Annotated in this window: 29 protein-coding genes; 4 read left to right on the top strand and 25 right to left on the bottom strand. The window is 36.2% G+C overall.

Annotation, left to right across the window (positions count from 1 at the left end):
• Nucleotides 1-38: 38 nt before the first annotated feature.
• The 6 genes from GYV61_RS00975 to typA form a co-directional block, all read right to left on the bottom strand.
• Nucleotides 39-1,088 (bottom strand): SepM family pheromone-processing serine protease, encoded by a 1,050-nt coding sequence (locus GYV61_RS00975; RefSeq protein WP_174794423.1) that lies wholly within the window; start codon nt 1,086-1,088, stop codon nt 39-41.
• The gene (gene coaD, locus GYV61_RS00970) at nt 1,085-1,564 is read right to left on the bottom strand and encodes a pantetheine-phosphate adenylyltransferase (RefSeq protein ID WP_174794422.1); all 480 of its coding nucleotides are present in this window, start codon (nt 1,562-1,564) and stop codon (nt 1,085-1,087) included. The genes GYV61_RS00975 and coaD overlap by 4 nt, the downstream gene beginning before the upstream one ends.
• A gap of 9 nt (nt 1,565-1,573) precedes the next feature.
• A complete protein-coding gene (rsmD, locus tag GYV61_RS00965; RefSeq protein ID WP_046324769.1) occupies nt 1,574-2,122 on the bottom strand; it encodes a 16S rRNA (guanine(966)-N(2))-methyltransferase RsmD in 549 nt (182 codons plus the stop codon).
• Complete coding sequence (locus GYV61_RS00960; protein ID WP_174794421.1) at nt 2,119-2,460, bottom strand: DUF2129 domain-containing protein; 342 nt, start codon at nt 2,458-2,460, stop codon at nt 2,119-2,121. The genes rsmD and GYV61_RS00960 overlap by 4 nt, the downstream gene beginning before the upstream one ends.
• Nucleotides 2,457-3,635: an FtsW/RodA/SpoVE family cell cycle protein gene (locus tag GYV61_RS00955; protein ID WP_174794420.1), complete on the bottom strand. Its 1,179-nt coding sequence runs from the start codon at nt 3,633-3,635 to the stop codon at nt 2,457-2,459. The genes GYV61_RS00960 and GYV61_RS00955 overlap by 4 nt, the downstream gene beginning before the upstream one ends.
• Nucleotides 3,636-3,736: 101 nt before the next feature.
• Nucleotides 3,737-5,578 (bottom strand): translational GTPase TypA, encoded by a 1,842-nt coding sequence (gene typA / locus GYV61_RS00950; protein ID WP_174794419.1) that lies wholly within the window; start codon nt 5,576-5,578, stop codon nt 3,737-3,739.
• A gap of 254 nt (nt 5,579-5,832) precedes the next feature.
• Between typA and def the strand changes: the two genes are divergently transcribed.
• The 4 genes from def to GYV61_RS00930 all read left to right on the top strand — a co-directional run bounded on the left by def (nt 5,833) and on the right by GYV61_RS00930 (nt 9,468).
• A complete protein-coding gene (def, locus tag GYV61_RS00945) occupies nt 5,833-6,387 on the top strand; it encodes a peptide deformylase (RefSeq protein ID WP_174794418.1) in 555 nt (184 codons plus the stop codon).
• 175 nt (nt 6,388-6,562) lie between these two features.
• Nucleotides 6,563-6,787, top strand: a complete 225-nt coding sequence (locus GYV61_RS00940) for a DNA-dependent RNA polymerase subunit epsilon (protein WP_046324764.1) — start codon at nt 6,563-6,565, stop codon at nt 6,785-6,787.
• A 5-nt stretch (nt 6,788-6,792) separates the two neighbouring features.
• Nucleotides 6,793-8,472, top strand: coding sequence for a ribonuclease J1 (gene rnjA, locus GYV61_RS00935; RefSeq protein ID WP_174794417.1), 1,680 nt, complete (start codon nt 6,793-6,795; stop codon nt 8,470-8,472).
• 45 nt (nt 8,473-8,517) lie between these two features.
• Nucleotides 8,518-9,468 carry a diacylglycerol/lipid kinase family protein gene (locus GYV61_RS00930; RefSeq protein WP_174794416.1) on the top strand — a complete coding sequence of 317 codons (951 nt, stop codon included), beginning with the start codon at nt 8,518-8,520 and terminating at the stop codon, nt 9,466-9,468.
• A 136-nt stretch (nt 9,469-9,604) separates the two neighbouring features.
• Here the strand turns inward: GYV61_RS00930 and GYV61_RS00925 are convergent, their stop codons facing one another.
• The 19 genes from GYV61_RS00925 to GYV61_RS00835 all read right to left on the bottom strand — a co-directional run bounded on the left by GYV61_RS00925 (nt 9,605) and on the right by GYV61_RS00835 (nt 26,013).
• A complete protein-coding gene (locus GYV61_RS00925; protein ID WP_046325200.1) occupies nt 9,605-10,027 on the bottom strand; it encodes a GNAT family N-acetyltransferase in 423 nt (140 codons plus the stop codon).
• Nucleotides 10,028-10,161: 134 nt separating this feature from the next.
• Nucleotides 10,162-10,953: an ABC transporter permease gene (locus tag GYV61_RS00920; protein WP_046324761.1), complete on the bottom strand. Its 792-nt coding sequence runs from the start codon at nt 10,951-10,953 to the stop codon at nt 10,162-10,164.
• Between the two features lie 8 nt (nt 10,954-10,961).
• Nucleotides 10,962-11,675: an ATP-binding cassette domain-containing protein gene (locus tag GYV61_RS00915; protein ID WP_174794415.1), complete on the bottom strand. Its 714-nt coding sequence runs from the start codon at nt 11,673-11,675 to the stop codon at nt 10,962-10,964.
• A 94-nt stretch (nt 11,676-11,769) separates the two neighbouring features.
• Nucleotides 11,770-12,159 carry a DUF1828 domain-containing protein gene (locus GYV61_RS00910; RefSeq protein WP_174794414.1) on the bottom strand — a complete coding sequence of 130 codons (390 nt, stop codon included), beginning with the start codon at nt 12,157-12,159 and terminating at the stop codon, nt 11,770-11,772.
• 9 nt (nt 12,160-12,168) lie between these two features.
• Complete coding sequence (gene recD2 / locus GYV61_RS00905; protein WP_174794413.1) at nt 12,169-14,544, bottom strand: SF1B family DNA helicase RecD2; 2,376 nt, start codon at nt 14,542-14,544, stop codon at nt 12,169-12,171.
• Complete coding sequence (locus GYV61_RS00900) at nt 14,541-15,185, bottom strand: tetratricopeptide repeat protein (RefSeq protein WP_174794412.1); 645 nt, start codon at nt 15,183-15,185, stop codon at nt 14,541-14,543. The genes recD2 and GYV61_RS00900 overlap by 4 nt, the downstream gene beginning before the upstream one ends.
• Nucleotides 15,182-15,838 (bottom strand): histidine phosphatase family protein, encoded by a 657-nt coding sequence (locus GYV61_RS00895; RefSeq protein ID WP_174794411.1) that lies wholly within the window; start codon nt 15,836-15,838, stop codon nt 15,182-15,184. Before GYV61_RS00895 ends, GYV61_RS00900 begins: the two co-directional genes overlap by 4 nt.
• A 118-nt stretch (nt 15,839-15,956) precedes the next feature.
• Complete coding sequence (mnmA, locus tag GYV61_RS00890; protein ID WP_174794410.1) at nt 15,957-17,081, bottom strand: tRNA 2-thiouridine(34) synthase MnmA; 1,125 nt, start codon at nt 17,079-17,081, stop codon at nt 15,957-15,959.
• A 5-nt stretch (nt 17,082-17,086) separates the two neighbouring features.
• On the bottom strand, nt 17,087-17,428 hold the full coding sequence (locus GYV61_RS00885) for a DUF1831 domain-containing protein (RefSeq protein WP_174794409.1): 342 nt from the start codon (nt 17,426-17,428) through the stop codon (nt 17,087-17,089).
• Nucleotides 17,429-17,480: 52 nt separating this feature from the next.
• On the bottom strand, nt 17,481-18,632 hold the full coding sequence (locus GYV61_RS00880) for a cysteine desulfurase family protein (protein ID WP_174794408.1): 1,152 nt from the start codon (nt 18,630-18,632) through the stop codon (nt 17,481-17,483).
• The gene (locus GYV61_RS00875) at nt 18,633-19,331 is read right to left on the bottom strand and encodes a 5'-methylthioadenosine/adenosylhomocysteine nucleosidase (protein WP_046324754.1); all 699 of its coding nucleotides are present in this window, start codon (nt 19,329-19,331) and stop codon (nt 18,633-18,635) included.
• 18 nt (nt 19,332-19,349) lie between these two features.
• Nucleotides 19,350-19,688: a hypothetical protein gene (locus GYV61_RS00870; protein ID WP_046324753.1), complete on the bottom strand. Its 339-nt coding sequence runs from the start codon at nt 19,686-19,688 to the stop codon at nt 19,350-19,352.
• A gap of 1 nt (nt 19,689) precedes the next feature.
• Nucleotides 19,690-20,253 carry an NUDIX hydrolase gene (locus tag GYV61_RS00865; RefSeq protein ID WP_046324752.1) on the bottom strand — a complete coding sequence of 188 codons (564 nt, stop codon included), beginning with the start codon at nt 20,251-20,253 and terminating at the stop codon, nt 19,690-19,692.
• 14 nt (nt 20,254-20,267) lie between these two features.
• Nucleotides 20,268-20,474 (bottom strand): cold-shock protein, encoded by a 207-nt coding sequence (locus GYV61_RS00860; protein ID WP_046324751.1) that lies wholly within the window; start codon nt 20,472-20,474, stop codon nt 20,268-20,270.
• Nucleotides 20,474-23,263: an isoleucine--tRNA ligase gene (ileS, locus tag GYV61_RS00855; protein ID WP_174794407.1), complete on the bottom strand. Its 2,790-nt coding sequence runs from the start codon at nt 23,261-23,263 to the stop codon at nt 20,474-20,476. Before ileS ends, GYV61_RS00860 begins: the two co-directional genes overlap by 1 nt.
• A gap of 220 nt (nt 23,264-23,483) precedes the next feature.
• On the bottom strand, nt 23,484-24,293 hold the full coding sequence (locus GYV61_RS00850; protein WP_046324749.1) for a DivIVA domain-containing protein: 810 nt from the start codon (nt 24,291-24,293) through the stop codon (nt 23,484-23,486).
• Nucleotides 24,260-25,090 (bottom strand): YlmH family RNA-binding protein, encoded by an 831-nt coding sequence (locus GYV61_RS00845; RefSeq protein ID WP_233558038.1) that lies wholly within the window; start codon nt 25,088-25,090, stop codon nt 24,260-24,262. The genes GYV61_RS00850 and GYV61_RS00845 overlap by 34 nt, the downstream gene beginning before the upstream one ends.
• Before the next feature lie 177 nt (nt 25,091-25,267).
• Nucleotides 25,268-25,573: a YggT family protein gene (locus tag GYV61_RS00840; RefSeq protein WP_122037519.1), complete on the bottom strand. Its 306-nt coding sequence runs from the start codon at nt 25,571-25,573 to the stop codon at nt 25,268-25,270.
• Nucleotides 25,573-26,013 (bottom strand): cell division protein SepF, encoded by a 441-nt coding sequence (locus GYV61_RS00835; protein WP_046324747.1) that lies wholly within the window; start codon nt 26,011-26,013, stop codon nt 25,573-25,575. The genes GYV61_RS00840 and GYV61_RS00835 overlap by 1 nt, the downstream gene beginning before the upstream one ends.
• Nucleotides 26,014-26,017: the final 4 nt, after the last annotated feature.

Below are 26,017 nucleotides of genomic sequence, written 5' to 3'. Positions count from 1 at the left end.
GTACGCAAAAAAAGCCCAAAAACTTGGGCTTTTAGTAATTATTGATATTTTTGTTGTAAATAATGGAGTGCATCATCAAAAGTACGAACGGGAACTATTTTCATTCTAGTACCTATCTGCTTAGCTGTTTTTTTAGCTAATAAATAATTGCTGGTGACTTTTTTCATTCCTGCAGTATCCGTCGGGGCAAAAAACACTTCAGCGCCGGCTTTGTCAGCAGCTACTACTTTTTTATCAACGCCGCCAATCATGCCAACTTTTCCAGTTGGACTGATAGTTCCAGTTCCAGCTATTTTATGTCCTGGAGCCAAATGTTTACCTGAAAAGACTTCGTAACTGGTCAAGGTAAACATTAAACCAGCTGAAGGACCACCAATAGCGCCAGCATTAATCGTTACTTGAGGATGGGTTTCGACCTGTAAATGTTCAACCAATTGAATGCCAATACCTGGCTTTCCTGTCCCTTCAACTTTAACGATTTTCCCTTTGAAATCTATTTTTTTCTGTTCACGCAAAGCATTAATTACAACTTCAGAGCCAATCTTTTTCTTTTGAAAGTAATTGATCATTTCTTCAGTTGAGCGAAATTTATGACCATTTGCTCCCAAAACGGTATCTCCTATTTGCAATTTATTTCTAAAACTGGAACCCTTTTGTACCTGCATAACATATACGCCTTTATAATGCAGTTTAGGCTTAAGACCTGCCTTTTTAGCCGCACAATAAAGTGCATTTTGCTGACTTGTTTGCATATACCAATTTTGTAGTTCCTGATACTGACTGTTACTTGAATTACCCAGTAATTCAGACTTGGGAATGCGACTGGCATATTTTTGAGTATAACTAAAAAGGTACTCCCAGACTGATGCCGGCTGGCTAGTTTCACTAACTGTAACAAGATAGAAATTATTGGGCGCCTTGGCCTTACTTTTCACAAATTGTCCTACTGGAACTGCGCTTCCCGGCATTTCAATATAATAATTTGTCGGCCAGTTCAACCCAATAAAAACTAGAAAAAGAGTCAGAATAAAAAGCAGCCATTTACGTGTTTTACTATTTCTTTTAGCATGATTTTCTACTTTATTCATGAGAATTTTTCCTTTAAAGCCTCTGCAGCCTCGCTGGGCAAGAAACTATTAAAATCACCATTAAATTGTGCAATTTCTTTAATAATACTAGATGCAACATAACTATTTTCCGGTTTAGTAAAAAGCAAGACTGTACTAATATCATTTGCCATTTTTCTATTCATTTCCGCAATCTGTTGTTCAAATAAGAAGTCTGTAGTGTTTCTGACTCCCCGCACGATAACATTTGCGTGTAAATCTCGTGCTACATTAACTGTCAGCTGATCAGGCTTTAGCAGCACCTCAACGTTTGGCAGGTTTTTAACAGCAGCTTGGCATAATTTTTGCCTTTCGTTATCCTTAAAAAGATATTTTTTAGCCGTATTAACCATTACTACTACGTAAACTTTATCAAAAATTGCAGCTGCCTGCTTAATAACATCAACATGTCCATTAGTAACAGGATCAAAACTGCCCGGAAAAATTGCTACACTCATTATTATTTTTTATTCCTTTCGATAAAAACGGATAATGGTTTTACCCAGGTGCTTTTCTTTAATAAACTCAAAACCAGCAACTACCTCCAAATCCGTCTGATCATCTGTTTCAGCTACTATTATTGCCCCTTGATGTAGCAAAGCTAAATCACGCATTTTTGCCATATCAGACGCAATTTTTTGCTTTGCATATGGCGGGTCCAAAAAAACTAAATCAAATTTCTGTTGCTCTTCAGCCAATTTATTCAAGGCGGCTTTACTGGACATCTTATATACAGAGAAAAGATTAGGTTCTTTGGTCAAGGCAATATTTTTGCGAATAATCGCTACGGCCTGGTAATTAATGTCTATTATCACGGCATGGTGACAACCGCGAGAAACGGCTTCTATTGCTAAAGCACCACTTCCGCCATATAGATCAAGGACTTCACCACCAGAAAAAAATTGACCTAATGAATTAAACAGTGACTCTTTAACTTTATCACTAGTCGGTCTTGTCTTTTGACTCTTTAAAGTAAATAAATTTCTTTTGGCATATTTTCCAGAAATAATTCTCATAATAGTTGTTCTGTATTTTCCTGACGTTCTTGTAACTTTCTTTCAGCATCCGCTGCTAAAGCCGTAATTTGTTTTTCAATATGATCACTTGAAAGATCGATTTGATCCCATTTTGATTTTTCAACCCTGTCAACAAAATCAAGTGCATTCAGATTCCGCATAACTTGCTCGATCTCATTTTGATTTACATATAAAATACAATAACCAAATTTTTTAGAAAAATATACTATATCACCATAATGCCTTAGCTTATATTGGTTACTGACTGAATTTAAATAAACAATAATGCTCAGCCTTTGGCTAATATTTTTATTGGTTAAGTCTTGCTTGATGCTCATTTAAAACTTCCTTCTTTTTCGATTCGTTCATTTGCTGATATGTTCAGTACAATCCCAATAGCGGCTGATAAGATAATCAAAGAAGAGCCACCGTAGGAAATAAAAGGTAACGTGACCCCGGTTATAGGCAATAGACCAAGCACGGCGCCTACATTAAACAGAGTTTGAATAAAGATAATTGTAGTAACTCCAAAACATACCAGAGCATTGAATTGAGAACTGGCATGGATACCAACTTCCATGATACTCCATATCAGATAAAACATAATACTTAGTATGACTAGAGCACCAATAACCCCAATTTCTTCTGCAATTATAGCTAAAATAAAGTCTGTGTAAGGTTCCGGGAGATAGCCCCGTTTTTGCATGCTATTGCCTAATCCTACCCCGAGCAAACCACCATTATGAATAGCATAATACGAATTAACTAGCTGGGCACCACCCTTTTGCTCAAGTTCAAAAGGATGCAGAAAAGACATAAAACGGTGATACTGATACTTATTTTGTAAGAAAGCAGGATTCAATTTGATAACCAGGAAGATAAACAAATATATTCCAACTGCAATACCAATTAAGCATAATACTGCATTTTTAGCAGGAACACCAGAAACAGAAAACATGATAATCACAATCATGGCTAAAATAGCAGTACCGCCAAAATCCGGTTCAAGTATAACCAAAAACATCATAAAAGCAGCTAAGATTGCTGGCCTATATAAATTATGAATAATTTGGCCTTTTTTAAAAGCTCCATCATGACGGTCTAAAAAATATGCTAAATAAATTATCAGCGAGAGTTTGGCAATTTCTAATGGTTGAATCTTTATTATCTTTAAATCAATCCAGCCAACAGAACCATTTACAGCTGCGGCAGATCCCTTAAAAATTTTCAAGAGAATTAGGTAAATGAGCAGCAAAAAACTAAGACCTAAAAACCAGATAACAAATTTGCGACTCTTAAAAATTTCTAGTTTTAAGAAAAAGCACAGAGCACAGCAGACAAAAACGGCAAAGACGGCATACAGAGCCTGGCGAATACCATATATTGCCGGGTTAAAGCCATTAACTAATAATATGTCCGAACTAGCCGAATAAACCATTACTATTCCAAAAACGACTAAGAGAATATAAGGTATGAAAATATTGTAATTTAAATGGTGAAGTTTTTGCCGCACTAGCCGACCTCTCCTTCTGTAACTTAATCTACCTTTATTATAAGCATTATAAAACAAAAAGAGCACCACTTCATCAGTGAGTGCCCTTCTAAAACATTTATTTATTTTTTATTACGTTTCTTATCAGCTTTTTGTCTTTCTGAAGTATTGAGAATTTTCTTTCTTAATCTAATTGAATCAGGAGTTACTTCACAGTATTCATCATCATTTAAAAATTCAATAGCCTCTTCTAGAGTTAAGGTCTTAGGAGTTCTGATTGCAGCGGCATGATCTTTCCCAGCAGCACGAGTGTTTGTTAAGTTCTTACCTTTGATAACGTTGACCGCAATATCACGATCACGAGAAGATTGGCCAACAATCATCCCTTCATAAACTTCTACTCCAGCACCAATAAATAATTCACCACGTTGTTCAACAGTTTGTAGAGAATATGTAGTTGATTTGCCCTGGCTAATTGACACCAAAGCACCATTTTGCCGGCCCGGTTCCCAATTTTTGACAACTGGCTTATATGAATCAAAACTGTGGTTCATAATGCCGTAGCCACCGGTTTGGGACATAAATTCATTATTGTAACCAATTAAGCCACGAGAAGGAACCAAAAAGTCTAAACGGGTTTGATTATTGCCAGTTGAAGTCATATTCTTCATCTCACCTTTTCTTTGTGAAAGAGAATCAATGACAGAGCCAACATATTCATCAGGAGTATCAACCTGGACAGCTTCAAATGGTTCACACATTTTGCCGTCAATTTCACGATAAATTACCTTTGGTCTTGATAATTGTAATTCAAAACCTTCCCGCCGCATTTCTTCAACTAAAATTGAAAGGTGCAATTCACCACGACCAGATACAGTCCAGGCATTCAATTGGTCTGTCGGCTCAACTCTTAACGACACATCGGTACGTGTTTGCTTAATTAGTCGATCCTCTAACTTCTTAGGCGTAACTTTGTCACCCTCACGACCAGAAAATGGTGAGTCATTGGCAACAAAATCCATTTGCAAAGTTGGCGGATCTATTTTAAGAAGTGGCAATGCTTCCGGATTTTCGGCAGAAGCAATAGTCTCACCAACAAAAATATCGTTAATACCGCTAATGGCAATGATATCCCCTGCTTTAGCTTCAGTAATTTCATTACGCTTCAAACCGAAGAAACCAAATAATTTGGTAACCCTAAAGTTTTGGGTAGAACCGTCACGCTTCATCACAGTGATATTATCGCCAACTTTAACTTTACCGCGATAAATACGGCCAACGCCAATTCGACCAACATAATCATCCCAGTCAAGCATTGTAATTTGGAACTGCAGAGGCTCATCAGCATTGTCAATAGGCGCAGGAATAGCCTTAATAATAGTGTCAAAAATAGGATTCATCGTTTCTTCCTGTTTAGCAGGATCTGGATCATAGGATGAGGTACCATTCAAGGCCGATGCATAAACGACTGGAAAATCAAGTTGTTCATCGTTAGCACCAAGTTCGATAAATAATTCCAAAACTTCGTCAAGAACTTCTTTCGGACGAGCACCAGGACGATCAATTTTATTGATAACCACAATGGGCTTAACTCCAGCCTCTAATGCCTTTTTGAGTACGAAACGAGTTTGCGGCATAGTACCTTCATAAGCATCAACCAGCAATAAGGCACCATCGACCATATGCATGATTCGTTCAACTTCACCACCAAAATCGGCATGTCCTGGAGTATCCAAAATATTGATGGTAGTGTCGCCATACTTAACCGCAGTATTTTTAGATAAAATAGTAATACCACGCTCACGCTCAATATCGTTGGAGTCCATTGCCCGATCTTCCAGAGCCATATGTTCAGGGAGAGTGTCGGATTGCTTCAATAATTGGTTAACCAAAGTAGTTTTACCATGGTCAACGTGCGCTATGATAGCTATATTTCTAATATCGTTTCTTCTTTTTTCTGACAAAAGTATTCCTCCTCCACTCCTCAATAAAAAAACTGTGACGTGGTCACAGTTTCGGCGGCACGTCAAAAACATGCTGATCGAAGTGTTTCATATCTGTATATTTACGCTCATTGATTTTACCACCTAACTGTTTAAGGGTCAACGTTTATCCCTCTTTTTCAAATTAAAAATTTAGTATAGAATAAAAAGCAGACAAATTAGTTTATTTTATGTTACAAATATAACTATAAACTTTTATGAAAGAGTGAATGTAATTGATTTTAATGAAAGATATTACCCGAGATGGAAATCCGGTATTACGCAAGGTAGCCAAACCACTAACTTTTCCTTTAAGCGAACATTATCAAAATTTAGCAAAAGAAATGATGGAATATCTGATTAACTCTCAAGATCCTAAAATTGCAAAAAAGCACCAATTACGTGCTGGCGTTGGTTTAGCCGCACCTCAGGTTGGTGAGAGCGTCCAGATGGCCTCATTGTTAGTACCAAATGATCAAAATGAAATAGTTTTCAAGGAAACTTTTGTTAACCCGGAAATTTTGTCCGAATCTGTCAGACAAGCTTGTTTAAGTGAAGGTGAAGGTTGTCTAAGCGTTGACAAAGTAATTGATGGTTATGTGCCCCGTCCTGATAAATTGAAAATTCATTATTATACTGTTTCTGGTGAAGAAAAAACAGTCCGGTTAAAGGATTATCCTGCAATCGTAGCGTCACATGAAATTGAACATTTGCGGGGTCATCTTTTTTACGACCGCATCAATAAACAAGACCCATTTAAATTAGATGAAAATACCGTAGTCATTTATTAATTTTTCACAAATATTTATGTCGTCAGCTATCGTTTTGACGGCTTTTTTAATAAAGCTGGCAAAACTTGATTCTATACTTGTTTTTGCATGTATGGTAGAATTTTACTAGCTATTGGAAGCTTTAATGCTGTCCAAAATTAGAACGTTTTATTAACTGAATAAGGAGAATACAAATATGATCTACAAAGTTTTGTATCAAAAAGACAAGGTTGTCAATCCTAGACGGGAAACAACTAAAACTCTTTACCTTGAGGCAGAAAATTTGGTCGCCGCAAGGACTATGGTTGAGGAAAATACCCCCTATAATATTGAACTCATCCAAGAATTAGCCGGCAATTCACTGACTTACGAAAAGGAGCATGCTGATTTTAAGCTAACTTCTTTTGAGAGTAAGAAGTAATATCTGTGCGAATAAAAAATAATGAAGTTGCCGTCGTTGCAATCGGGGGGTTGCACGAGATAGGCAAGAATATGTACTGTGTACAGTACCAAGACGAAATTATTATTATGGATTGCGGAATTAAATTCCCTGAAGATGATCTTCTTGGTATTAATTACGTCATTTCTGACTATTCATATTTAGTTAAAAATCGTAAAAAGATTAAAGCACTTGTTGTTAGCCACGGACACGAAGATCACATTGGTGGGATCCCCTTCTTACTAGAAAAGATTCCGGAAATTCCCGTATATGCCACCCCATTTGCCCTAGCTTTAATTAAGGGCAAGCTTGAAGAACACGGCATTTTGCGGACAACAGAATTACACGAAGAGCACGAGGACACTGTTCTTAAATTCAAGAAACTAACGGTTACTTTTTTCAGAACCACTCACTCTATTCCGGATACCTTAGGCATAGCTGTTCATACCCCATTAGGTGCGGTCGTGTTTACAGGAGACTTCAAATTTGATTTAACACCGGTAATGAACCAACCTGCTCCGGATTTTCAAAAGATGGCTAAATTAGGTAACGAGGGAGTTTTGGTGCTATTATCCGATTCAACTAATGCTGAAGTCACCCAATTTACTAAGTCCGAGCGTTTTGTAGCTAAATCATTGCATGACATCATTACGGGGATCCACGGTCGCATAATTTTTGCTACCTTCGCCTCTAATCTTTACCGCGTATCGACTGCTATCCAGGCAGCAATAGATACTGGACGTAAAGTTGCCATTTTTGGACGCAGTATGGAAAACGGTGTGCAAAATGGCATTGATTTAGGCTATTTGAACGTTCCTGATGGTCTGATTGTAGATGCTAATGAAATAAATCACACACCAGCTGAACAAGTGATGATTTTATGTACCGGCTCACAAGGCGAACCTTTAGCTGCTCTTTCCAGAATAGCAAATGGAACCCACAGACAAATTAGTTTACAGCCCGGCGATACAGTGATTTTTTCTTCAAACCCAATACCTGGCAACACATTAAGCGTTAATCATTTGATTAACAAGTTAATGGAAGGTGGCGCCAGCGTGGTTCATGGCCGCATTAATAATGTCCATACTTCAGGACACGGTGGTCAAGAAGAATTAAAGATGATGGTTCGCCTAACAAAACCTAAGTACATGATTCCTGTTCATGGTGAATACCGCATGCAGGTCATTCATACCGAACTGGCACAAGCAGCAGGAGTTCCGGAAGCAAATACATTTGTTTTGGAAAATGGTGAAGTCATTTGCTTTGGACCAGAAGGCTCCCGCATAGCTGGTCATATCCCAGCTGGCGATGTCTATGTTGATACCTCTGGCACAGCCGATGTAGGCAATGTTGTCGTTCATGATCGGCAAGTCTTATCTGAAGATGGATTGGTAGTTGTGGTTGCAACAGTTGATTACAAGCACAAACGCGTTTTAGCTGGCCCCGATGTTTTGAGTCGTGGTTTTGTTTATATGCGTGAATCTACTGAATTAATCAACCAGGCTCAAAAGCATATTTATCACATTATAAAGTCTGAAATGGACAAAACGGAGCATCCTAAAGACAGTGTAATTCGCAATGCCATTATTACTAACCTTTCTGATTTTCTATATTCTAAGACAAAAAGACGGCCGCTGATTTTACCAATGTTAGTTGAGAAAAAATAACGAAAAGCCCTTTTTAAGGGCTTTTTATGTAATGAATGAAATTTTATGGATAACAAATTAAAAATACATCTTTTGGTTAATGAAGTAGCTGGTAACGGGCGTGCCAAAAAAGCACTCAAGAAAACCACAGCTTTATTAATCAATGAAAACATTAACTTTGACTTGCGAAAAAGTACTTATGCCGGGGAAGCTATTTACATTGCGCAAGAATATGGTGACAAAAAGCACTCACCCACGGAAATTTTGTTAGTAATCGGTGGTGATGGTTCTCTTAATGAGGTGCTAAATGGAATTAAAAGATCCCAAAATCCGAAAACTCCTATTGCCTACCTACCTGCAGGAACAGGTAATGACTTTGCGCGCGCTGCTAACTTAACTAATGATCCGAAAGTTCTTATAGATCATTTACAACAAGAATTTAAACCAGAGCGGATAGACTGCGGGACTTTTATTTTTCCTGATATTGCCCCTAATAAGAAGTATTATTTTGCCAATAGCTTTGGCATTGGCTTTGACGCATTTGTCAACCATAATAGTAATATTTCAAAATTGAAAAAGGTTCTAAATCATCTTAGTGAAGGTAAATTAATTTACGGCTGTAATGTTTTAGCAACTGTTACCAAGCAAGATACTTTTATTGTCGATATTGAAAAAAATTGTCAAAAATTCCATTTTGACGATGCTTTCATGGTTACCACAACTAATCATCCCTATTTGGGCGGAGGTCTTCCCCTTTTACCCAGTGCTAGAATTGACAGCCATAAAATATACACCGTGGTGGTTGAAAAATTTAGCTTAGCCAAATTGATTAAACTATTTATCAACCTCCTAAAAGATGGCTCACATGTCAATGACCCTCAATTTCATTATTTTGAAACTAATAAAGTTAAAGTAACAACAATAAAAAAAGAATATGCCCAAGTAGATGGGGAAGAAATTAAACGTAATATTTTTAACATTAATTTTTCTGTTTCAAGTTTTAATCTTTTACGCTAAAAAAATTAGTTTTGTCACTACCTAGAAAAAGCACAAAAACCGAGCATTTGCTATGCTCGGTTTTTTGTGTTTGACTACATTTGCCTTAATAAGATATACACTTTTTAATATCAGTCTTTTAGACCGCTAGTTATTATTACCTTTTTACAATTTTATACTTATAGCAATTAAAACTCATATGATCAAGCAGTTGACTTAAACTACGCTTTTTAAAGTGTTTATCTGAGCTTAAAATCGAATAACGACCTCCTTCGTCAACTAAATTATCTTGAGTTAGTTTGAAGCCATTATGTTTGTAAAATAATAATCTGTTGATCCTTTGAGAGTAGTTTTTTGCTGTTTTAATAACTGGTTCAATGTCCAAAACAATTTCCTGACCTGGATGGTTTCTTTTCATTAGATTTAAAATCTCACTACCATAGCCCTTGCCACGCCAGATTGGATTAACAGCCAAATACCCAATATAAATGATTTGCTTCGCATAAGTCCAGAAAATTAAGCCTATAAAATTTTCTTGGTCATAAACGGCCTGAAAATTTACTCTTTTTTGCAGACCCATTGCAAGCAAGCCACTAATTGGAAACCGCTCTCTTTTTGGAAATGCACTTAAATATAATTTTTTTACTTTAAAATAATTTTTTGTTCCCCATTTAACATTTTTAAACGTTAAAATAAATATCACCTTTCTCTAACTTAAAATGCGTCAAATGAACCGTTTTTGCGCTCTTTTTTAATACAATAATTGAAAATCAATATACCAAACAAGAACCAAATTACATTTACCACTATCAATAACATCAGTTTCGACAATGAAACTCCATGACCAAGAAATATTTGCCGCACTATTTCGATGCCGCCCACGTAAGGAATAACCTCCTGAAAAGCATTATATACTGGAAAATAAACATTTGACAACATTAGCAATAAAGCCTGCAAAATAGTAGCCCACTGTCCCATTCTTTTAAATCTAATGGAGCCAGAAGCAAAAATCATTCCGATGCCAAACATTCCTAAGTTGGAAATTAAGGAAAAAGCAAACGTCAATAATATAGCTTTTAATAATTCCGCTACTGTAAACATTGAAAAAAACGAGGCTACAAGTCCTATAATTAAGAGATAGATCCAAACAAATAAGTTTTCTGCCAAAGTTTGAATAAAGTATAGAACCCACAAGGGAAAGACGGATTGAGTTTCACTTTCAAGCAGACCAGTTCGCTCATCAGTCTCCACCCCATTACTACATCCACCCAATGAGGCAATACCAATACTCCAAAACAAAAAGCCAACAATGGTAAATAAAACCCCTTGTTTGGTACCATAGGCCTGGCCCAACTGGGCAGGGTTGGTGAAAAGGATAACAACTAAGAAAGCTCCGGCATATAAAACAAGCGAACTAATAGCAGAATTAACATAACGAATTTGTAGTTTTAGCTCTAAATATAATTGTATCCAAAAAATATTAAATAGCTTTTTAATTTTTTTCATTTTGTTTCCTACTTTCGCTTATAAATTCCACGGTACTCAGAAATTAGGTCATTTTCAGCCATTTTATGTTCAATATTTTGCTCTATTTGGCCATCTCTTACGAAGAGATAATGATCAACAACTCCAGAGAGCATCTGTGTATCGTGAGAAGAAATGAAAATAATATTGCCATTCTTATTTTTTAAATCCAGAATAAAAGAGGCTAAATCCTCTTGAGCTGCTATGTCCAAACCGTTCGAGGGTTCATCTAAGAGTAAAACTTCTGTTCCCATTGCAGCTCCCACCAAGATAGCAGCTTTTTTCTTTAAGCCAGTGGACAAGTTCTGAAAAAAAGTATTAAGTTCATTTGAAAAATTAAAATCTTGAGCCATCTTACGAATATTATTTTCCGTTCTTTTAGTACTAATTCCCTTAAGTGAGGAAAAGTACATTCCGTTTTCAAGGGTATTTAGTCTGTACATAAGACCCCTCTCTCCAGAGGCAACAAAACTTGTGTGCAAACTTGCCCATTTAAAATAGGATCCTTTCGTTTGATCATTCCTGATCGTGCCCTCAGTTGGTACTAGTACTCCTGCAAGTAGTCTTAACATAGTTGATTTTCCCACACCATTAGGTCCAACCAAACCAATTACTGTAGGTTCCAAAGGGATTTTAATGTTAATATCATGTAAAACTGGCTTTTTACCGTAATTTTTCTTTACCTGATCAAAAACTATTGTCATAGACTTTGCTCCCCCCAGATTAAAATAAAATAATATTACTAATTTAATCATTATATTTTAAAAAAAGCAATAAAAATTTTATTTGAAAAATTTTTTAATTAAGATATGAAATATTTACTTGTAGTTGCGCTAAACGCATAATGGTGTCGATTAAATTTTCTCTGTCAGCTTTAGCACTGATAACGCCATTTTGGAGATTAAAATTAAACTCTGAGGCTATTGCTATATCACCAATAGTTGCGATTAAATCAACGTCACTTGCACTAGGATCAAGCTTAAAAAGTGAACGGCCATCATCACTGACAATAAACTTTTCTTTTGCAGTTCTTTCTACAAAACAATAAACTGACTCATTAAAAGAATCTCGATAAATTGTTTCAACTTCCAGGGTATTTTGATCCAGCAGTAAAACATGAGTATGATTATTAACCCATATTTGTAAAGCATCATTAAACTCTTTCAAATCAGTATTTTTTCCTATCATAGCGAATTTTTACCCCGCTCTTGTTACTAACTTGACATCTTGCATCCCAATCATAGGATCTATCTGCCCTGAGTATATCAATTCAGGTGTCAAAATATAATTCTTTTTCTCAGAACTTATATCTTCAGAATTTGATACAACGTCTTGGTCACTTTTAGCTGGAATCTGCTTCTTAGTTTCCTTGGGCTCAACTTTTAACGTCGCTTGTAATTTAGTAGTTAAGCCAGTCTTGCGATCGTTACCTGAAGTAGTCAAAGCCATTTCATAAGCACGAGGGTCACCAATTAAAACCAAATTTTTTTCTGCACGAGTAACAGCAGTATATAACAAATTACGTTTGAGCATGACATAATTTTGCATAGTCAGACTAAGGATAACTAAAGGAAATTCAGAACCCTGGGCTTTATGAATAGTAATTGCATATGCTCTAGTTAAATCGAAAAGATCCTTTTTGCTAAAAGTAATTTCCCTATCATCGAAGTCAGCAACCATACACTTTTGCGAATTTTCGTTATCAATTGCTAAAATTTTGCCGATTTGACCGTTATAAATATCTTTTTCCGGATTATTTTGCAGCTGTAGAATGCGATCACCAATACGAAAAATCTCGTCATGCACTTCCAGAATTTTACTGTTTGGCTTAGCTGGATTCATAATTTCCTGAATTACATCATTCAAATTATTTACTCCGCCATCGCCCTGATACATAGCCCCTAAGACTTGGATATCATCGGGATTAAAACCTTTTGCCAAAGCTCGCTCAACAATTTGACTAACTACGTGAGCGACTTCATGAGGTGGACAAGAAATGAAGGAATAGTTGCTGGTTTTTTGAAATAATTCTTGGACATTTTTACCCATATTAATGTCATGAGCAAGTGTGATAATGCTGGAATCATCACCTTGACGGTGGATTTGCTTGAGAACTGTAGTGGGAAAAGCTTGCGATTTGATCAAATCAGCAAATACGTTTCCAGCGCCCACTGATGGTAGCTGGTCTTTATCACCTACAAAAACTATGTGCTTAGTTTCATTAATGCTATAAACCAACTGTTTAAACAAAAACATATCTACCATTGACATTTCATCAATGATTAAAATCTCACCATTTAATTCGTTCAAATCAGTTGCATCATTTTCTCCAATTCCCAATCCTAATAAGCGATGGATTGTTTTAGCGGTAATACCAGTGATTTCTTCCATTCTTTTTGCAGCACGACCGGTAGGTGCAGCGAGTAAAAATGGTGGGTCTGTACTATAAAGAGACGATGATGGTATTTCGGCCAGCTCTTTCAATGCTAACAAAATACCGTTTATGATAGTAGTTTTGCCAGTCCCTGGACCACCAGTTAAAATTGAGATTGGATTAGTCAGCGCATTTTTAATCGCTGCTTTTTGAGTATTATCATAATGAATTTTCAACTTGGTTTCAGCGTGAGTAATAGCAAGGTTTAGTTCTTTTTCACTGTAATTTGAACTCTTTTGCTTTTTTTCCACTAGATTTTTCATTGCGTTGGCAATATCAGTTTCAGTTTCATAAATTTCTTGCAGCGCTGCATTTTCACCCATTACCACCACTTTTCCTTGATGCTGGAGATTATTAACGCAATCAGCTATAACATCAAATTGCTCAACTTGAAGCAATTTACTAGCCTCTGTTAGCAACTGTTCCAGTTTGATGTAGGTATTACCTTCTTTAGCAACTTCATCAAGTAAAATTTGAAAAATAGCGCCATTAACTCTTTTAGGATCTGCGGAACTAATTCCTAGTTTACTACCGATTCGATCGGCACTTTTAAACGCATAGCCCGTAACTTCAGCAATAGAAGCATATGGATCTTCTTCCAATTTGGTTAGAGTGTCACCATGATAAAGTTGGTAAAGTCTACCAGCTACTTTTTTATTTAAGCCAAATTGCGCTAATTTTAGTACAGTTTCAGAATAAGAATCCATTAAGCTGACACCATTTAGCAAACTATCTTTTTGCTTTTTGGTTAATGACAAAGTCGCTACTTTTTCAGGTTTTTCTTTTAAAATTGTTAGTGCATCCATTCCTAAGTCTGAAATTATTGCACTAGCTGCCTTTTTACCGATTCCCGGAAATTTACTTGAACTCAAGTAGCTGATTAAACTACCTTTTTCATGAGGTAAAGCCAGTTTATAGTTATCTGAACGAAATTGCAGGCCAAACTTATTATGAACAATTAGCCTGCCAGAAAAGCTATAAGTTGCACCAACTTGGACATCACCAAAATTACCGGTAACTTTAATTTCATCACGATCGTATTTTTCGAGTTTGCCAATTATGGTGACATCAAGTATCTTATATAGATCCTGGTCATTTTCAAAAACTATTCTGTTAATTTTTCCGGTAAAAGTTGTCATTTTTTCTTTCTCGCATTAGTTATTAATTTTAGTGCAGAAGCATACTTTTGCTCTTCTTGGGCAAAAACTTTGGGATCCTGCTCTTTAGCTTTGGCAAAATGCTTTTCTGCTTCTAGGCGGTTTTGTGTCAAACTCGTGATTCCCAGCATGAAATTTACTTTTGCCGTCCTTTGCTCTTTCCTGATTTTTTTATAACTTGACTCTGCCTCATTGATTTCACCAAGACTAAGCCAAATATCTCCTATCAATTCCCACGTCTTGGCATCTCTTTGTTTAATAGTTAAAGCATAAGCAAGTGCTTTTTGCTTTTGTCCAATTTTGAAAAAAACGAGAGCCTTTTGGTATAAAACTAAATCGTCGTTGGGAATCTGGTTAAGTATATTTAAGGCCTTTTTAAATTCACCTTGCAAGTAATAGCACACTGCCAGATCATAATCTAAATCCTGCGGACGAGTAACCAGATTTTTAGCCTTTTCTAATAACTCGGTAGCTTGATCGCTGCTACCCTCTTTTATTAAAAAGGTGGCCAATTTTAAATAGTTTTCACTGATATCTGGCTTTTCATCAATGTAAGTAATTAATTCGTGTATTTTTTTTTGGACAATATCGGATTTACCTGTTGATTTTCTTTTCTCTATCATAATGAATCTGAATCCACCATTTTTCTACCTAAAAATCCTGTTTCGTTCCAAACTAAAGCTTTAAAAGTCTTGCCTTTATCTTTTGTTTCTAAAATTGTCAGACTGGTATTGCTTAAGCCGCCGTTGCGCCTGATATCTGACAGCGGATAGCCTAATAATCCTCCCATAATTGCCCCTAAGGCTGCACCGTGACTTACAGCAATTACTTTATCATCCGCCTTAAACTTCAGCGCAATATCATGACCAAAACTTTTACCGCGAGCAATGACTTCAGAATAATTTTCTCCACCTATACTGTGACCGTCATATTTTTCGGGATGATCCCAAATATCAGTTACTTGCTTGGGGTAATTAGTTTGAGCTTCGGTGAAAGTGAGACCTTCCATTGCTCCCAAATCGAATTCGCGCAGACGATCATCTATTTTAACTGCAAGAGGACAGCTCAATGTTTTTACTAAGCCTTCCGCTGTAGCCTTAGCTCTTTTTAATGGACTTGAATATATTCCGGCAAATTTGGTGCCAGCTAAAAAACCGCCCAATTTTTGAATATCACTTAAGCTTTGAGGCAAAAGTGGTGAGTCACCGTGAGCTCCTTGAAAACGCCTTTGTAAATTCCATTCTGTTTTACCATGTCTGACAAAATAAATTTGCATTCATTAATTACTCTTTTCTATAGCTGTTGCTATCTAGTTTATCATTTAATTAGTTTAAAAGAAAAACGAACACAAATAAAAAGGAAAATGCATGGCACATTTTCCTTACTTGTTTGTATTAGACTAATTGTAATTGCTGCTCATTCTGGTAGGCGCAATCGATATTGCCACCGCCTAAACACTCCTCGCCTTGATAAAGAACGAGAGCTTGTCCCGGAGTTACAGCGCGTGCCGGCTCATCAAAGTAAACTTTTGCCCTGTTTGCTGCAGCATCATAAGATACTGTCACGCCGACATCTGGTTGACGATAACGGAACTTGGCACTGCAATGAATTGTAAAATCATGCTTGGGCTGTCCAGTAAAAAATGACATGTCACTAGCTTCTAATTCAGTGGCATAAAGTAGCTTGCTGTCATAACCCTGCTCCACAATCAATTGATTTTTTTGCAAGTTTTTGCCGACAACAAACCAAGGAGCCGTAGATTCTTTAGTTGAACCTAAGCCTAAACCGGATCTCTGGCCGATTGTATAATACATTAAGCCAGCATGATGGCCAACTACTCTGCCATCTGGCGTAATCATTTCACCAGACTGGGCAGGTAAAAATTCACTCAAAAACTTGCGAAAGTTTCTTTCACCAATAAAACAAATACCGGTGGAATCCTTCTTTTTGGCTGTAGCTAAACCATTTTCTATTGCAATTTCCCGGACTTGCGGCTTTGTGAAATTGGCTAATGGAAAAATAACGCGGCTAATCTGTTTTTGATTTAACTGACTTAAAAAATAAGTTTGATCCTTATTACCATCTTTAGGACGCATCATATGTGTGATGCCATTTTTATCAGTTATAGTTTTTGCATAATGCCCCATTGCAATATAATCTGCGTCCAGATTGAAAGCAAACTCTAAAAAGGACTTGAATTTAATCTGACTATTACACATTACATCAGGATTTGGTGTGCGCCCTTTTTTATATTCATTTAAAAAATACTCAAAAACTCGCTGCCAATACTCCTTTTCAAAATTAATTGAATAATAAGGAATGCCAATTTGATCAGCAACTTTTTTAACATCTTCATAGTCGTCAGTAGCTGTACAAACACCAGAATCATCGGTATCATCCCAGTTTTTCATGAAGACACCAATTACGTCATATCCTTGTTTTTTCAAAAGAAGGGCGGAAACTGAAGAGTCTACTCCGCCACTCATTCCTACAACTACTCTTTTATTTTTCTTTTCCAAATTAATCAATCCTTCACAGCGACAATAATTTTACGTTCCTCAAGATCTTTTAAGATATAATTTAAAAGTTCCACTGTGGGAGCCAATTGCTTATTTTTAAAAATATTGACCTTTTGCAAGCCATTTCTATCAGTAACGACCATTGTTAAACGGGTCATTTCCTTATTAATGGTCATTTTTAACTTTGTTGGGGCGTTATATGGTGAATCATTATAAAGTGGATGCTCATAATTAAAATTACCCTTAACAGTTTTAACAAAACCGGCATCAATCAGTGCATATAATTTCAAGTCGGGACTAAGCGTAAACTTGCGTTGATCACCATTAATCATAACCATATTTGCCATAATATTACCTCACTTACTTATAATAAGCATATCTTTTTAAAAAAGCAATTTTTTATTTGTTTTGTATTTTACCCACAATTTTAACCAACTGACTTGCAAAAGCAGAAACTTCTTCTGCTGTAGTATAACGGCCAAATGATATACGAATTGACTCAGATATTCGCGGAGAGTTTTTACCAAAACAAGCCACTAAAACATGGGAAGGCTCAAGTGTTCCTGCGGTACATGCAGAACCCCCTGAAACCGCAAACCCAGCCAAATCTAAGTTTGTTTGCAGAATAGTCGTATTGACATTAGTAAAGTGCAAGTTTAGGACATGATGAGAATCAAATTTTTTAGTTCCACCATTAACTTGATACTCAATTTTAGCTTGATCAAGTTCATTTAAAATAATTTTTTGCAACTTCTGATAATTAGCCTGGAGCTTATTTTTATCTATAGCTCCAATTTCACTAATTGCTTCACCAAAACCCGCAATTCCAGGTACATTCTCAGTTCCAGCCCTGCGTTTAGTTTCCTGTTCCCCACCATAAACTAAAGGTGGTAGTTTAATAGAATTTTTTTCATATAAAAATCCCAGAAACTTAGGACCATTGATTTTATGAGCAGAAGTGGATAATAAGTCGATATTCATTTTAGCAACATCAAGATTAATGTTTCCTAATCCTTGAACTGCATCTACATGAAAATAGGCATTACTTTGTCTTACCTTTGCACCAATTTCAGCCAAAGGATTGATTGTTCCAACCTCATTATTAACTGCCATTACAGATACCAAAATAGTTTGCGGAGTTAAAGCCCTTTTCAAATCAGCCAATGATATCCGACCATCTGTATCTACATCAAGGTAGATAACATCATAACCCTCTTTTTCCAATTGCTGCATTGGCTTTAAAACAGAGGGATGTTCAATTTTTGTTGTGATAATGCGTTTACCAATATTTTTGCGACTATGAGCAGTCCCAAAAATAGCAGTATTATTACTCTCAGATCCACCGGAGGTGAAAATTATCTCATTTTCGCTGGCATTGATTGCTCGGGCAGCTTCTTGCCTGGCAAGATCAATGACATGACGGGCCTTACGTCCTAATTCATAAGTACTGGAAGCATTACCAAAGTCATTTTTCATTTCTTCAGCTATCACATTAATTACTTTGGCAGACATAGGTGTCGTAGCAGCATTATCCAAGTAAATTTCTGTCATTTATGAATTCATCTTCTCTATGTAAGTACAAATAATTTTAGCCGCTTTAGCACCCACTTTTTGTGCAAACTGATCAAAGTCTTCATTTGCATCTTGATTGCCATTGTCAGAAATAGCTCGCAAAGCTATTAAGGGCTTATTAAAATGATAAGCCACCTGTGCAAAAGCAGCCCCTTCCATCTCAACTCCTAAAGCTTGAGCAAAATTATGCTTAATATCATTTTTTTGTGCTTGTGAACCAATGAAAGAATCGCCTGTGACAATAAGTCCCTCTTTATATTCAATGTTCTCATGCTGCAAAAACTGTGCAAATTGTGTTCTAACAGTCGACTTCAAAACAAACTCTGCCGGTTCACCTGGTATTTGTCCTTCAACATAATCCCCTGCTAGAGTATTATGCGCATCGTGATAAGCAAATGAACTGGCTAAAATCAAATCGCCCTTTTGAATATTGGGCTGTAAAGATCCTGCTGTACCAGTCATAAAAACTAAATCAATATTAAGCTGGCATAGCAAACTAGCTAAATTCATAGCAGCTTGGACTTTACCAATTCCACTCAAACCAATATATAAATCATTATGGTTAACGCAAAAATGCTCGAATGTGGTAGATCCGAACATTTCTTTGTGACCAGAGTGAAAATACTTATGATAATATTCAGCCTCAATTTCCATTGGGACAATAATTGCTATCTTCATTTTTACCCTCGTTTTTATTTATAAGTGAAATAACGCCAATAATACCAAAATAATTAAAATTGAAACGATGAGAATGGCACGATTAAGCTTACCTTTCAGTCTTAACGCTTTGTCTTGACTGGTAGTTGGTTGAGATTGTGACTTATTCTTTTCTCTTCTCGGAGACTGCCCCTGAGTCTTTGCCCTTTTATTTGAAGATTCATTTGGTTGTATAACTTCATCTTCATTACGGGTAAAATCAGGATTAACGTCAACTTCAGCATCATTATCATCAAAAGCAGATTTAATTGTATTTAAAATATTTTTGCTTTTTTTCTTTTTTAATTTTTTACGGTAATCAGATCGCTTTTCTGTCATTTTAATCCCTTGTATTAGCACTGGTAAGCAACATATTCTCCCAAACACTCATTGCATATAATGTCTTGGCATCAACAATTTTACCTTGTGCCGCAAGCTGTTTCAACTTTTCCAAACTATACCAGTGACTAGTTAAAAATTCGTCAGGATCAAGCGCCTTTTTATCAGTCAATTTGGTTAATGTATCACAATAAAATAAGTATAGTTTCTCATTAGTAAAGCCAGGCGACGAATAGAATTCTGTTATCTTTTCCCAGTAGTCGGCATGATATCCGCCTTCTTCATTTAATTCCCTTTTCATGGCATCTAATGGACTGGCATCAGTTTCATCTATTAATCCTGCTGGAATTTCCAAAGTCAACTCTTTAATCGGCTCACGCCACTGCTCAACCAGCAACATTTCTTGCTTATCATTTACTGCAATGGCAGCCGAAGCAGGCTGATGTTTTACTACTTCTCTTGTTGCAGTTTCACCATTAGGTAATTTGATCGTTCTAACTGAAAGATCAACTATACGCCCAGTAAAAATTTGTTTTGAAGAGATTTCAGTTTCTGTTAAATCCATTATTCACTTTCCTGTTAATCAGCTAAATATACGTTCACACATTGGAGCCCATTTTTTCCTTGGGCAAGCTGATATTTAACCTTTTGTCCTACTTGTAAGCGACGATAACCTTCTTCTTTTATTGCTGTATAAAAAACAAAATATGATTTCTGGTTTTCACTATCAGTAATAAAACCAAAACTACTGTTACGATCGAATTGCTTTACAGTTCCGTAGCGCATTATTCTTCTAAGCCTTCCTGCACAGCTTCAGGGTAATCCTCTTTGACAATTTTAGCACATCTACCGCAAAGCATTGGTACTTCACTATCAGCTCCGATATCAGTTCTAATCATGCGACAACGAGGACAAACTTCTCCTTTAGCATGCTCAACTACAAAAGCACCATTTGGTAATTTTTGAACATTTGCCGGTGCCTCACCCTTAGCAATCGTTAATTTAGAAACAATCAAAATTTGTCTAAAGTTGGCATCAAGATTAGCTAAAACAGTTTTTATCTCATCTGTGGGATAAACTGTAACAGCTGCTTCAAAAGATTTACCAATTAATTTTTGATCACGTGCTTCTTCGAGCACCTTCAAAACATCATCACGTAAATTCATGAATTTCTGCCAATTTTCCAGAAGCTCATCATGATTATCATATTGTTCAACTTCAGGCATGTCAGCAAGCTGGACATAATCTTCTTTTTCTTTTAAGAAGGACCAAACTTCTTCCATTGTGTGAGGCAATATTGGTGTCATGACTTTAGCAAGTTTTACCGCTGCGTCATAGATTACAGTTTGCATTGATCTTCTCGCATGACTATTTTTGCTTTCAATATAAAGAACATCTTTGGCAAAGTCCAGGTAAAATGCTGATAAATCGTTTGAGATAAAGGCAAATACCTTTTTATATACATTATTAAAGTCGTAACGTTCATAACTGTCAAGGCAAGTTTTAACTAAATCGTTAAGTTTAACTTCCAGGTATTGATCAATAGAATTGAGATTTTCATAAACCACGCGGTCTTTTTGTGGATCAAAGTCTGAGGTGTTAGCCAGCATGTAACGGAAAGTATTACGAATTTTACGATAACTTTCAGAGGTTTGACGTAAAATATCTTGTGAAACGGCAACGTCAGAAGTCGTGTCAACTGAGGCAACCCATAAACGAATTATTTCCGCACCCATTTGTTTGATGACATCGTTTGGTGAAATTACATTACCTAACGATTTAGACATTTTATGTCCTTTTTCATCTAAAACAAAGCCTTGTGACAAAATGCCACGATAAGGTGCTTTACCTGTGGCAGCTACAGAGGTAATCAGACTTGAATTGAACCACCCACGGTATTGGTCACTACCTTCAAGGTAAAGATCACATGGAAATTTCAAATCTGGTCTTTTGGCCATAACAGCCTGATGGGAAGACCCTGAATCAAACCAAACGTCCAAAATATCTTTTTCTTTAGTAAACTTACCATTTGGAGAATGTTCAGAAGTGAAACCTTCGGGCAATAATTCCTTAGCAGTCTTCTTATACCAAGCATTTGAGCCCTCTTTAGCAAAAATCTGGGCAATATGCTCGATAGTTTCTGGCGTCACAATTGCAGTGCCATCTTCTGCGTAAAAGATTGGCAGTGGAACACCCCAAGCACGCTGTCTGGAAATTACCCAGTCACCACGATCTTTAATCATATTGTGTAAGCGTAATTGACCCCAAGAAGGCGTAAATTTAACCTGATCAATTTGGTCAAGAATTTGCTGACGAAACTTAGCAACAGAAGCAAACCATTGTGTGGTAGCACGGTAAATTACGGGCTTCTTGGTGCGCCAATCATGTGGGTAAGAGTGGGTAAAGAAACTTAACTTGAGTAAATTCCCTGACTTCTTTAATTTTTCGCTGACAACTTTATTCGCATCATCATAAAATAAGCCAGCTAAATCAGGATCATTAATATCTGCAGTAAAGCAGCCCTTGTCATCCATAGGACTATATACAGGTAGACCATATTTTTGAGCAACATTATAGTCGTCTTCACCAAAGCCGGAAGCTGTGTGAACTAAGCCAGTACCATCACTAGCAGTAACGTGCATCGCATTCATTAAAATGGCATCACGATCATACAAAGGATGCTTAGCAACCATACGGTCCATTTCACTACCCTTAAGATGTTGCACCACTTCATAGTCATTCCAGCCCAATTCTTCAGCAACGGCTTCTAAACGATCAGTTCCAACCACGTAACACTTATCGTTAACCTGGACTACTGAGTAATCAAACCCTGGATTGACTGTAATCCCTTGGTTAGTAGGAATAGTCCAAGGTGTAGTTGTCCAAATCAAGAAATATGTCTTCTCAGGATTCAGAATTCCCTTACCGTCCTTTACAGGAAATGAAACATAAATTGAAGGTGATTTAATATCGTGATATTCAACTTCAGCTTCAGCTAATGTTGATTCACTTGAAGGAGACCAATAAACGGGCTTTTTACCTTTATAGATATAACCTTTTTCATACATTTTACCAAAGACGCGAATTTCTTCTGCCTCATATTCTGGCTGATAAGTAATATATGGGTGGTCCCAGTCTCCCATTACGCCTAAACGCTTAAAGTCAGTCATTTGCTTTTTAACTTCTTTACTGGCAAAATCCTGACAAAGTTGACGGTAATCCGCAAGATTCATTTTTTTGCGGTCAACGCCCTGTTTAGTCAATTGCTGTTCAATTGGCAAACCATGAGTATCCCAACCCGGAACATAAGGAGCATAATAACCGTTCATGTTTTTGAAGCGAACGATTATGTCCTTAGACACTTTATTCATCGCATGACCAATATGAATATTACCATTTGCAAAGGGAGGACCATCATGCAAGTCGAATCTTGGCTTGCCTTTGTTTAATTTTAATCTCTGTTCATATAATTTATTTTCTTCCCATTCTTTTTGCCATTGTGCTTCACGTACTGGCAAATTGCCCCGCATCTTAAATTTAGTTTTACCTAAATTAAGTGTATCTTTCACTCTCATTTTTTAATCCTTCCTATCAAAAAACCTCGTCCTAAAATTAGGGCGAGGTTAATATCGTGGTACCACCTAAATTGAGTTGCTAAACTCCACTTAATGAATTGCGTATCGTGCAACTACCGTGACAAACCATCATTAACAGCTGATCAACTTTTAAGCTCTTATATTAGACTCACACCCTCACTAATTCGCTGAATTGCTCGCAAGTTTTACTGTCAGTTTGTCATTTATGATTTTTATAGTCATCCGGAAAAATAATAGTAGTTCCACCAGAATTATTATCGGCTGCAGCATCGTCGTTATTAACAGTTTCAATACTAGGACTGTCACCGGTCATTGGTTGAGGACTATTATTTGTTTCTTCAGAGTCTTGTTCAAAGTTTACTTCATCATCCGTATCGTTGTCAACCTCAAAATCCTCATCTTCTTCATCAGTATCATCATCGTCATCGTCTTCATCGACATCCTCGTCCTCATCGGTGAGCATGATTGGTTCTGCACCATCTGGAGGATAAAATCGTTCTGTATCAAAATATTGATCAAGAGCTTTTTGCCACTTTTCGTCATTCAGATTCTCAATTGCTTTTTGCAAAAGTTCTTGTATATACCTGCGATAACCGGAAGTTTCCTTTTTGACCCGTTCATAATCTAACTTAATAGTTTCCAGTTGCTGACGCTGATAATCAGTATCAATTTTAGCCTGCTCAGTTGCATTATTTGCCTGAACTGTAGCGTCATTGATAATTCTTTCTGCTTTGATCTTTGCATTATTTATGGCTTCTTTAGTAGCATTTTCATTCTGCTGATACTGTGCAACTTGCTTTTGCAAATTTGAAACTCGATCTTGTAATTGTATTATTTTATTTTTATAATCAACATTTTGATCTAATACATCACCATAATCGTTAATAATTTGATCTAAAAAACTATCAACTTCATGCCTGTCATATCCACTTAATCCTCTTTTTTTAAATTCTTTATTGTGAATTTTTATCGGAGTCAGCTTCTGCGTTTCTTTCTTTTCGTTTGCCATAGCTTATATACCACCTTATAATTGCCCTTTTTTGTTGTTGAAATACCCATAATTTTACATCTGCCAAAATGTCTTAGGCTAAGAACATTATCTTCTTCAATTATTATATTAAAATCTTTAATAGTATGCCAATTTAATTTAACTAAATTATTCTTAATATTGGCTTTAATTTGGCTTCTACTTTGTTTAGCGATCGCTGCCAAAACTGCATCCAATCGCAATGAAGAAGCAATTACCGTTAAGTGTTTACTATCATCATCAACTGCTAATATTTTTTCACTTGAAATAGGCCTTAATTTAACTTTTGTGTGGCCTATATGAGTAATTTCATATTGGAAAAAATCAGTTAGTTCACTTTTGCCAAAAAATTGCCAGCGCCCATTCCCATCCGTAATAATATCACCAAATGTAGACGTTTCTATTCCAGCATTAGCTATACTTCCTAATACATCACTATGTGTCAAAGAAACAAATTTTTGAGGATATTCAATTTCAAAAAGACTGATTTGATATGACAGAGATGAACCAGTAGCCCAATCTTCTGTTATAACAACTCTCTTTTTTTCAGCGTTTAAATAGCCACCAAAGCTTTGCAGGCAAACTTCATTTCCAGCCAGCTTTTTTAAAATATCTCTTTCCCCTGGGTCTAAAAATTCAGTTAAAACTTTTTGATGTTTATAAATGACATCATTTATAAGCCCATTCATTCTATCAACTGTTTTTTGGTCAGATAAATTTCCCCTAAAGACCACATTTTTAATATAAAAACTACGTTTTGAGATATTAGATGCTTTCAAGAACTGCCTCCTAATAGTGAAGGTGAAATTACTACTCTGTCACTTCGTAAATTATTATAGCATGAACTGTGACTTTCTTTTATTTTAGGAAATAATTGAGCCAACTGATAAATAAAGAGCTAGTAGCTCTCGTCAAAGTTATAACGAAATTTACCAGCTCTTTATTAGGATTGGAGGTTAAACAAATAAATGAAATAAAATATTTGCAATCCAATTTAAAACATAATCTTGGACAAAATAAAGTAAAAGCAAACCAATTAAAAATGAAATATCTAATCCAGTGGCATTAGACAGTCTGGCAATTGGCCCCTTTCGAAAAATATTCAAATAAGGGTCAATTACTCGATTAATTATGCGACCCACAGCTGAATCGCGTAGAGAAGGAACCCAACTTAAAATTGCATCAATTACCATGACTATACTGTAAATCCATATTACATAGTCAATAACATTAATGCTGTAATATATGATATTTGCTGCCATTAACTTAAAGAATCTTTCTTATCAACTAGATCGCTAATTTTACCATTCGTGACAAACTTTGGGGGAGTAGCTAAAAAAATTTTATCACCGATACGTTGAATTTCACCATTTAAAGCGTACACTGTACCAGTAATAAAATCAACGATTCTTCTGGCTGATGCATCTTCCATTCTGCTAAAGTTAATAATTACTGCTTTATTATTCAATAAATTCTGTGCAACTTCTTTAGCATCTGAATAAACACGTGGCTCATAAAGCACAATTTTGCTTTTGGCAGCATTCATACCAGATTTAATGGAAACAACTTTATCGCGGTTAACAGCACCAGCAGGAAAACTGTCTTCATCACTTAATTGCTGCTCTTCTGCATATTCGTCATCTAACATTTCATCTTCATCATTTGCCACGCCGAAAAATTTGCCTATTTTACTAAAAGCCATTTCT

It is taken from the genome of Lactobacillus melliventris, from assembly GCF_013346935.1.
Lineage (GTDB): Bacteria > Bacillota > Bacilli > Lactobacillales > Lactobacillaceae > Lactobacillus.
Note: the sequence above shows the minus strand (reverse complement) of the source record. Positions and strands in the feature narration are given on the sequence as shown.

Bases quoted from the DNA above. Each gene is read 5' to 3' on its own strand.
- GYV61_RS00975 (WP_174794423.1), bottom strand. From the start codon at position 1,088: ATGAATAAAGTAGAAAATCATGCTAAAAGAAATAGTAAAACACGTAAA.
- coaD (WP_174794422.1), bottom strand. From the start codon at position 1,564: ATGAGTGTAGCAATTTTTCCGGGCAGTTTTGATCCTGTTACTAATGGA.
- rsmD (WP_046324769.1), bottom strand. From the start codon at position 2,122: ATGAGAATTATTTCTGGAAAATATGCCAAAAGAAATTTATTTACTTTA.
- GYV61_RS00960 (WP_174794421.1), bottom strand. From the start codon at position 2,460: ATGAGCATCAAGCAAGACTTAACCAATAAAAATATTAGCCAAAGGCTG.
- GYV61_RS00940 (WP_046324764.1), top strand. From the start codon at position 6,563: ATGATCTACAAAGTTTTGTATCAAAAAGACAAGGTTGTCAATCCTAGA.
- GYV61_RS00930 (WP_174794416.1), top strand. From the start codon at position 8,518: ATGGATAACAAATTAAAAATACATCTTTTGGTTAATGAAGTAGCTGGT.
- GYV61_RS00925 (WP_046325200.1), bottom strand. From the start codon at position 10,027: ATGGGTCTGCAAAAAAGAGTAAATTTTCAGGCCGTTTATGACCAAGAA.
- GYV61_RS00920 (WP_046324761.1), bottom strand. From the start codon at position 10,953: ATGAAAAAAATTAAAAAGCTATTTAATATTTTTTGGATACAATTATAT.
- GYV61_RS00915 (WP_174794415.1), bottom strand. From the start codon at position 11,675: ATGACAATAGTTTTTGATCAGGTAAAGAAAAATTACGGTAAAAAGCCA.
- GYV61_RS00910 (WP_174794414.1), bottom strand. From the start codon at position 12,159: ATGATAGGAAAAAATACTGATTTGAAAGAGTTTAATGATGCTTTACAA.
- recD2 (WP_174794413.1), bottom strand. From the start codon at position 14,544: ATGACAACTTTTACCGGAAAAATTAACAGAATAGTTTTTGAAAATGAC.
- GYV61_RS00900 (WP_174794412.1), bottom strand. From the start codon at position 15,185: ATGATAGAGAAAAGAAAATCAACAGGTAAATCCGATATTGTCCAAAAA.
- GYV61_RS00895 (WP_174794411.1), bottom strand. From the start codon at position 15,838: ATGCAAATTTATTTTGTCAGACATGGTAAAACAGAATGGAATTTACAA.
- GYV61_RS00885 (WP_174794409.1), bottom strand. From the start codon at position 17,428: ATGGCAAATATGGTTATGATTAATGGTGATCAACGCAAGTTTACGCTT.
- GYV61_RS00880 (WP_174794408.1), bottom strand. From the start codon at position 18,632: ATGACAGAAATTTACTTGGATAATGCTGCTACGACACCTATGTCTGCC.
- GYV61_RS00875 (WP_046324754.1), bottom strand. From the start codon at position 19,331: ATGAAGATAGCAATTATTGTCCCAATGGAAATTGAGGCTGAATATTAT.
- GYV61_RS00870 (WP_046324753.1), bottom strand. From the start codon at position 19,688: ATGACAGAAAAGCGATCTGATTACCGTAAAAAATTAAAAAAGAAAAAA.
- GYV61_RS00865 (WP_046324752.1), bottom strand. From the start codon at position 20,253: ATGGATTTAACAGAAACTGAAATCTCTTCAAAACAAATTTTTACTGGG.
- GYV61_RS00860 (WP_046324751.1), bottom strand. From the start codon at position 20,474: ATGCGCTACGGAACTGTAAAGCAATTCGATCGTAACAGTAGTTTTGGT.
- ileS (WP_174794407.1), bottom strand. From the start codon at position 23,263: ATGAGAGTGAAAGATACACTTAATTTAGGTAAAACTAAATTTAAGATG.
- GYV61_RS00850 (WP_046324749.1), bottom strand. From the start codon at position 24,293: ATGGCAAACGAAAAGAAAGAAACGCAGAAGCTGACTCCGATAAAAATT.
- GYV61_RS00840 (WP_122037519.1), bottom strand. From the start codon at position 25,573: ATGGCAGCAAATATCATATATTACAGCATTAATGTTATTGACTATGTA.
- GYV61_RS00835 (WP_046324747.1), bottom strand. From the start codon at position 26,013: ATGGCTTTTAGTAAAATAGGCAAATTTTTCGGCGTGGCAAATGATGAA.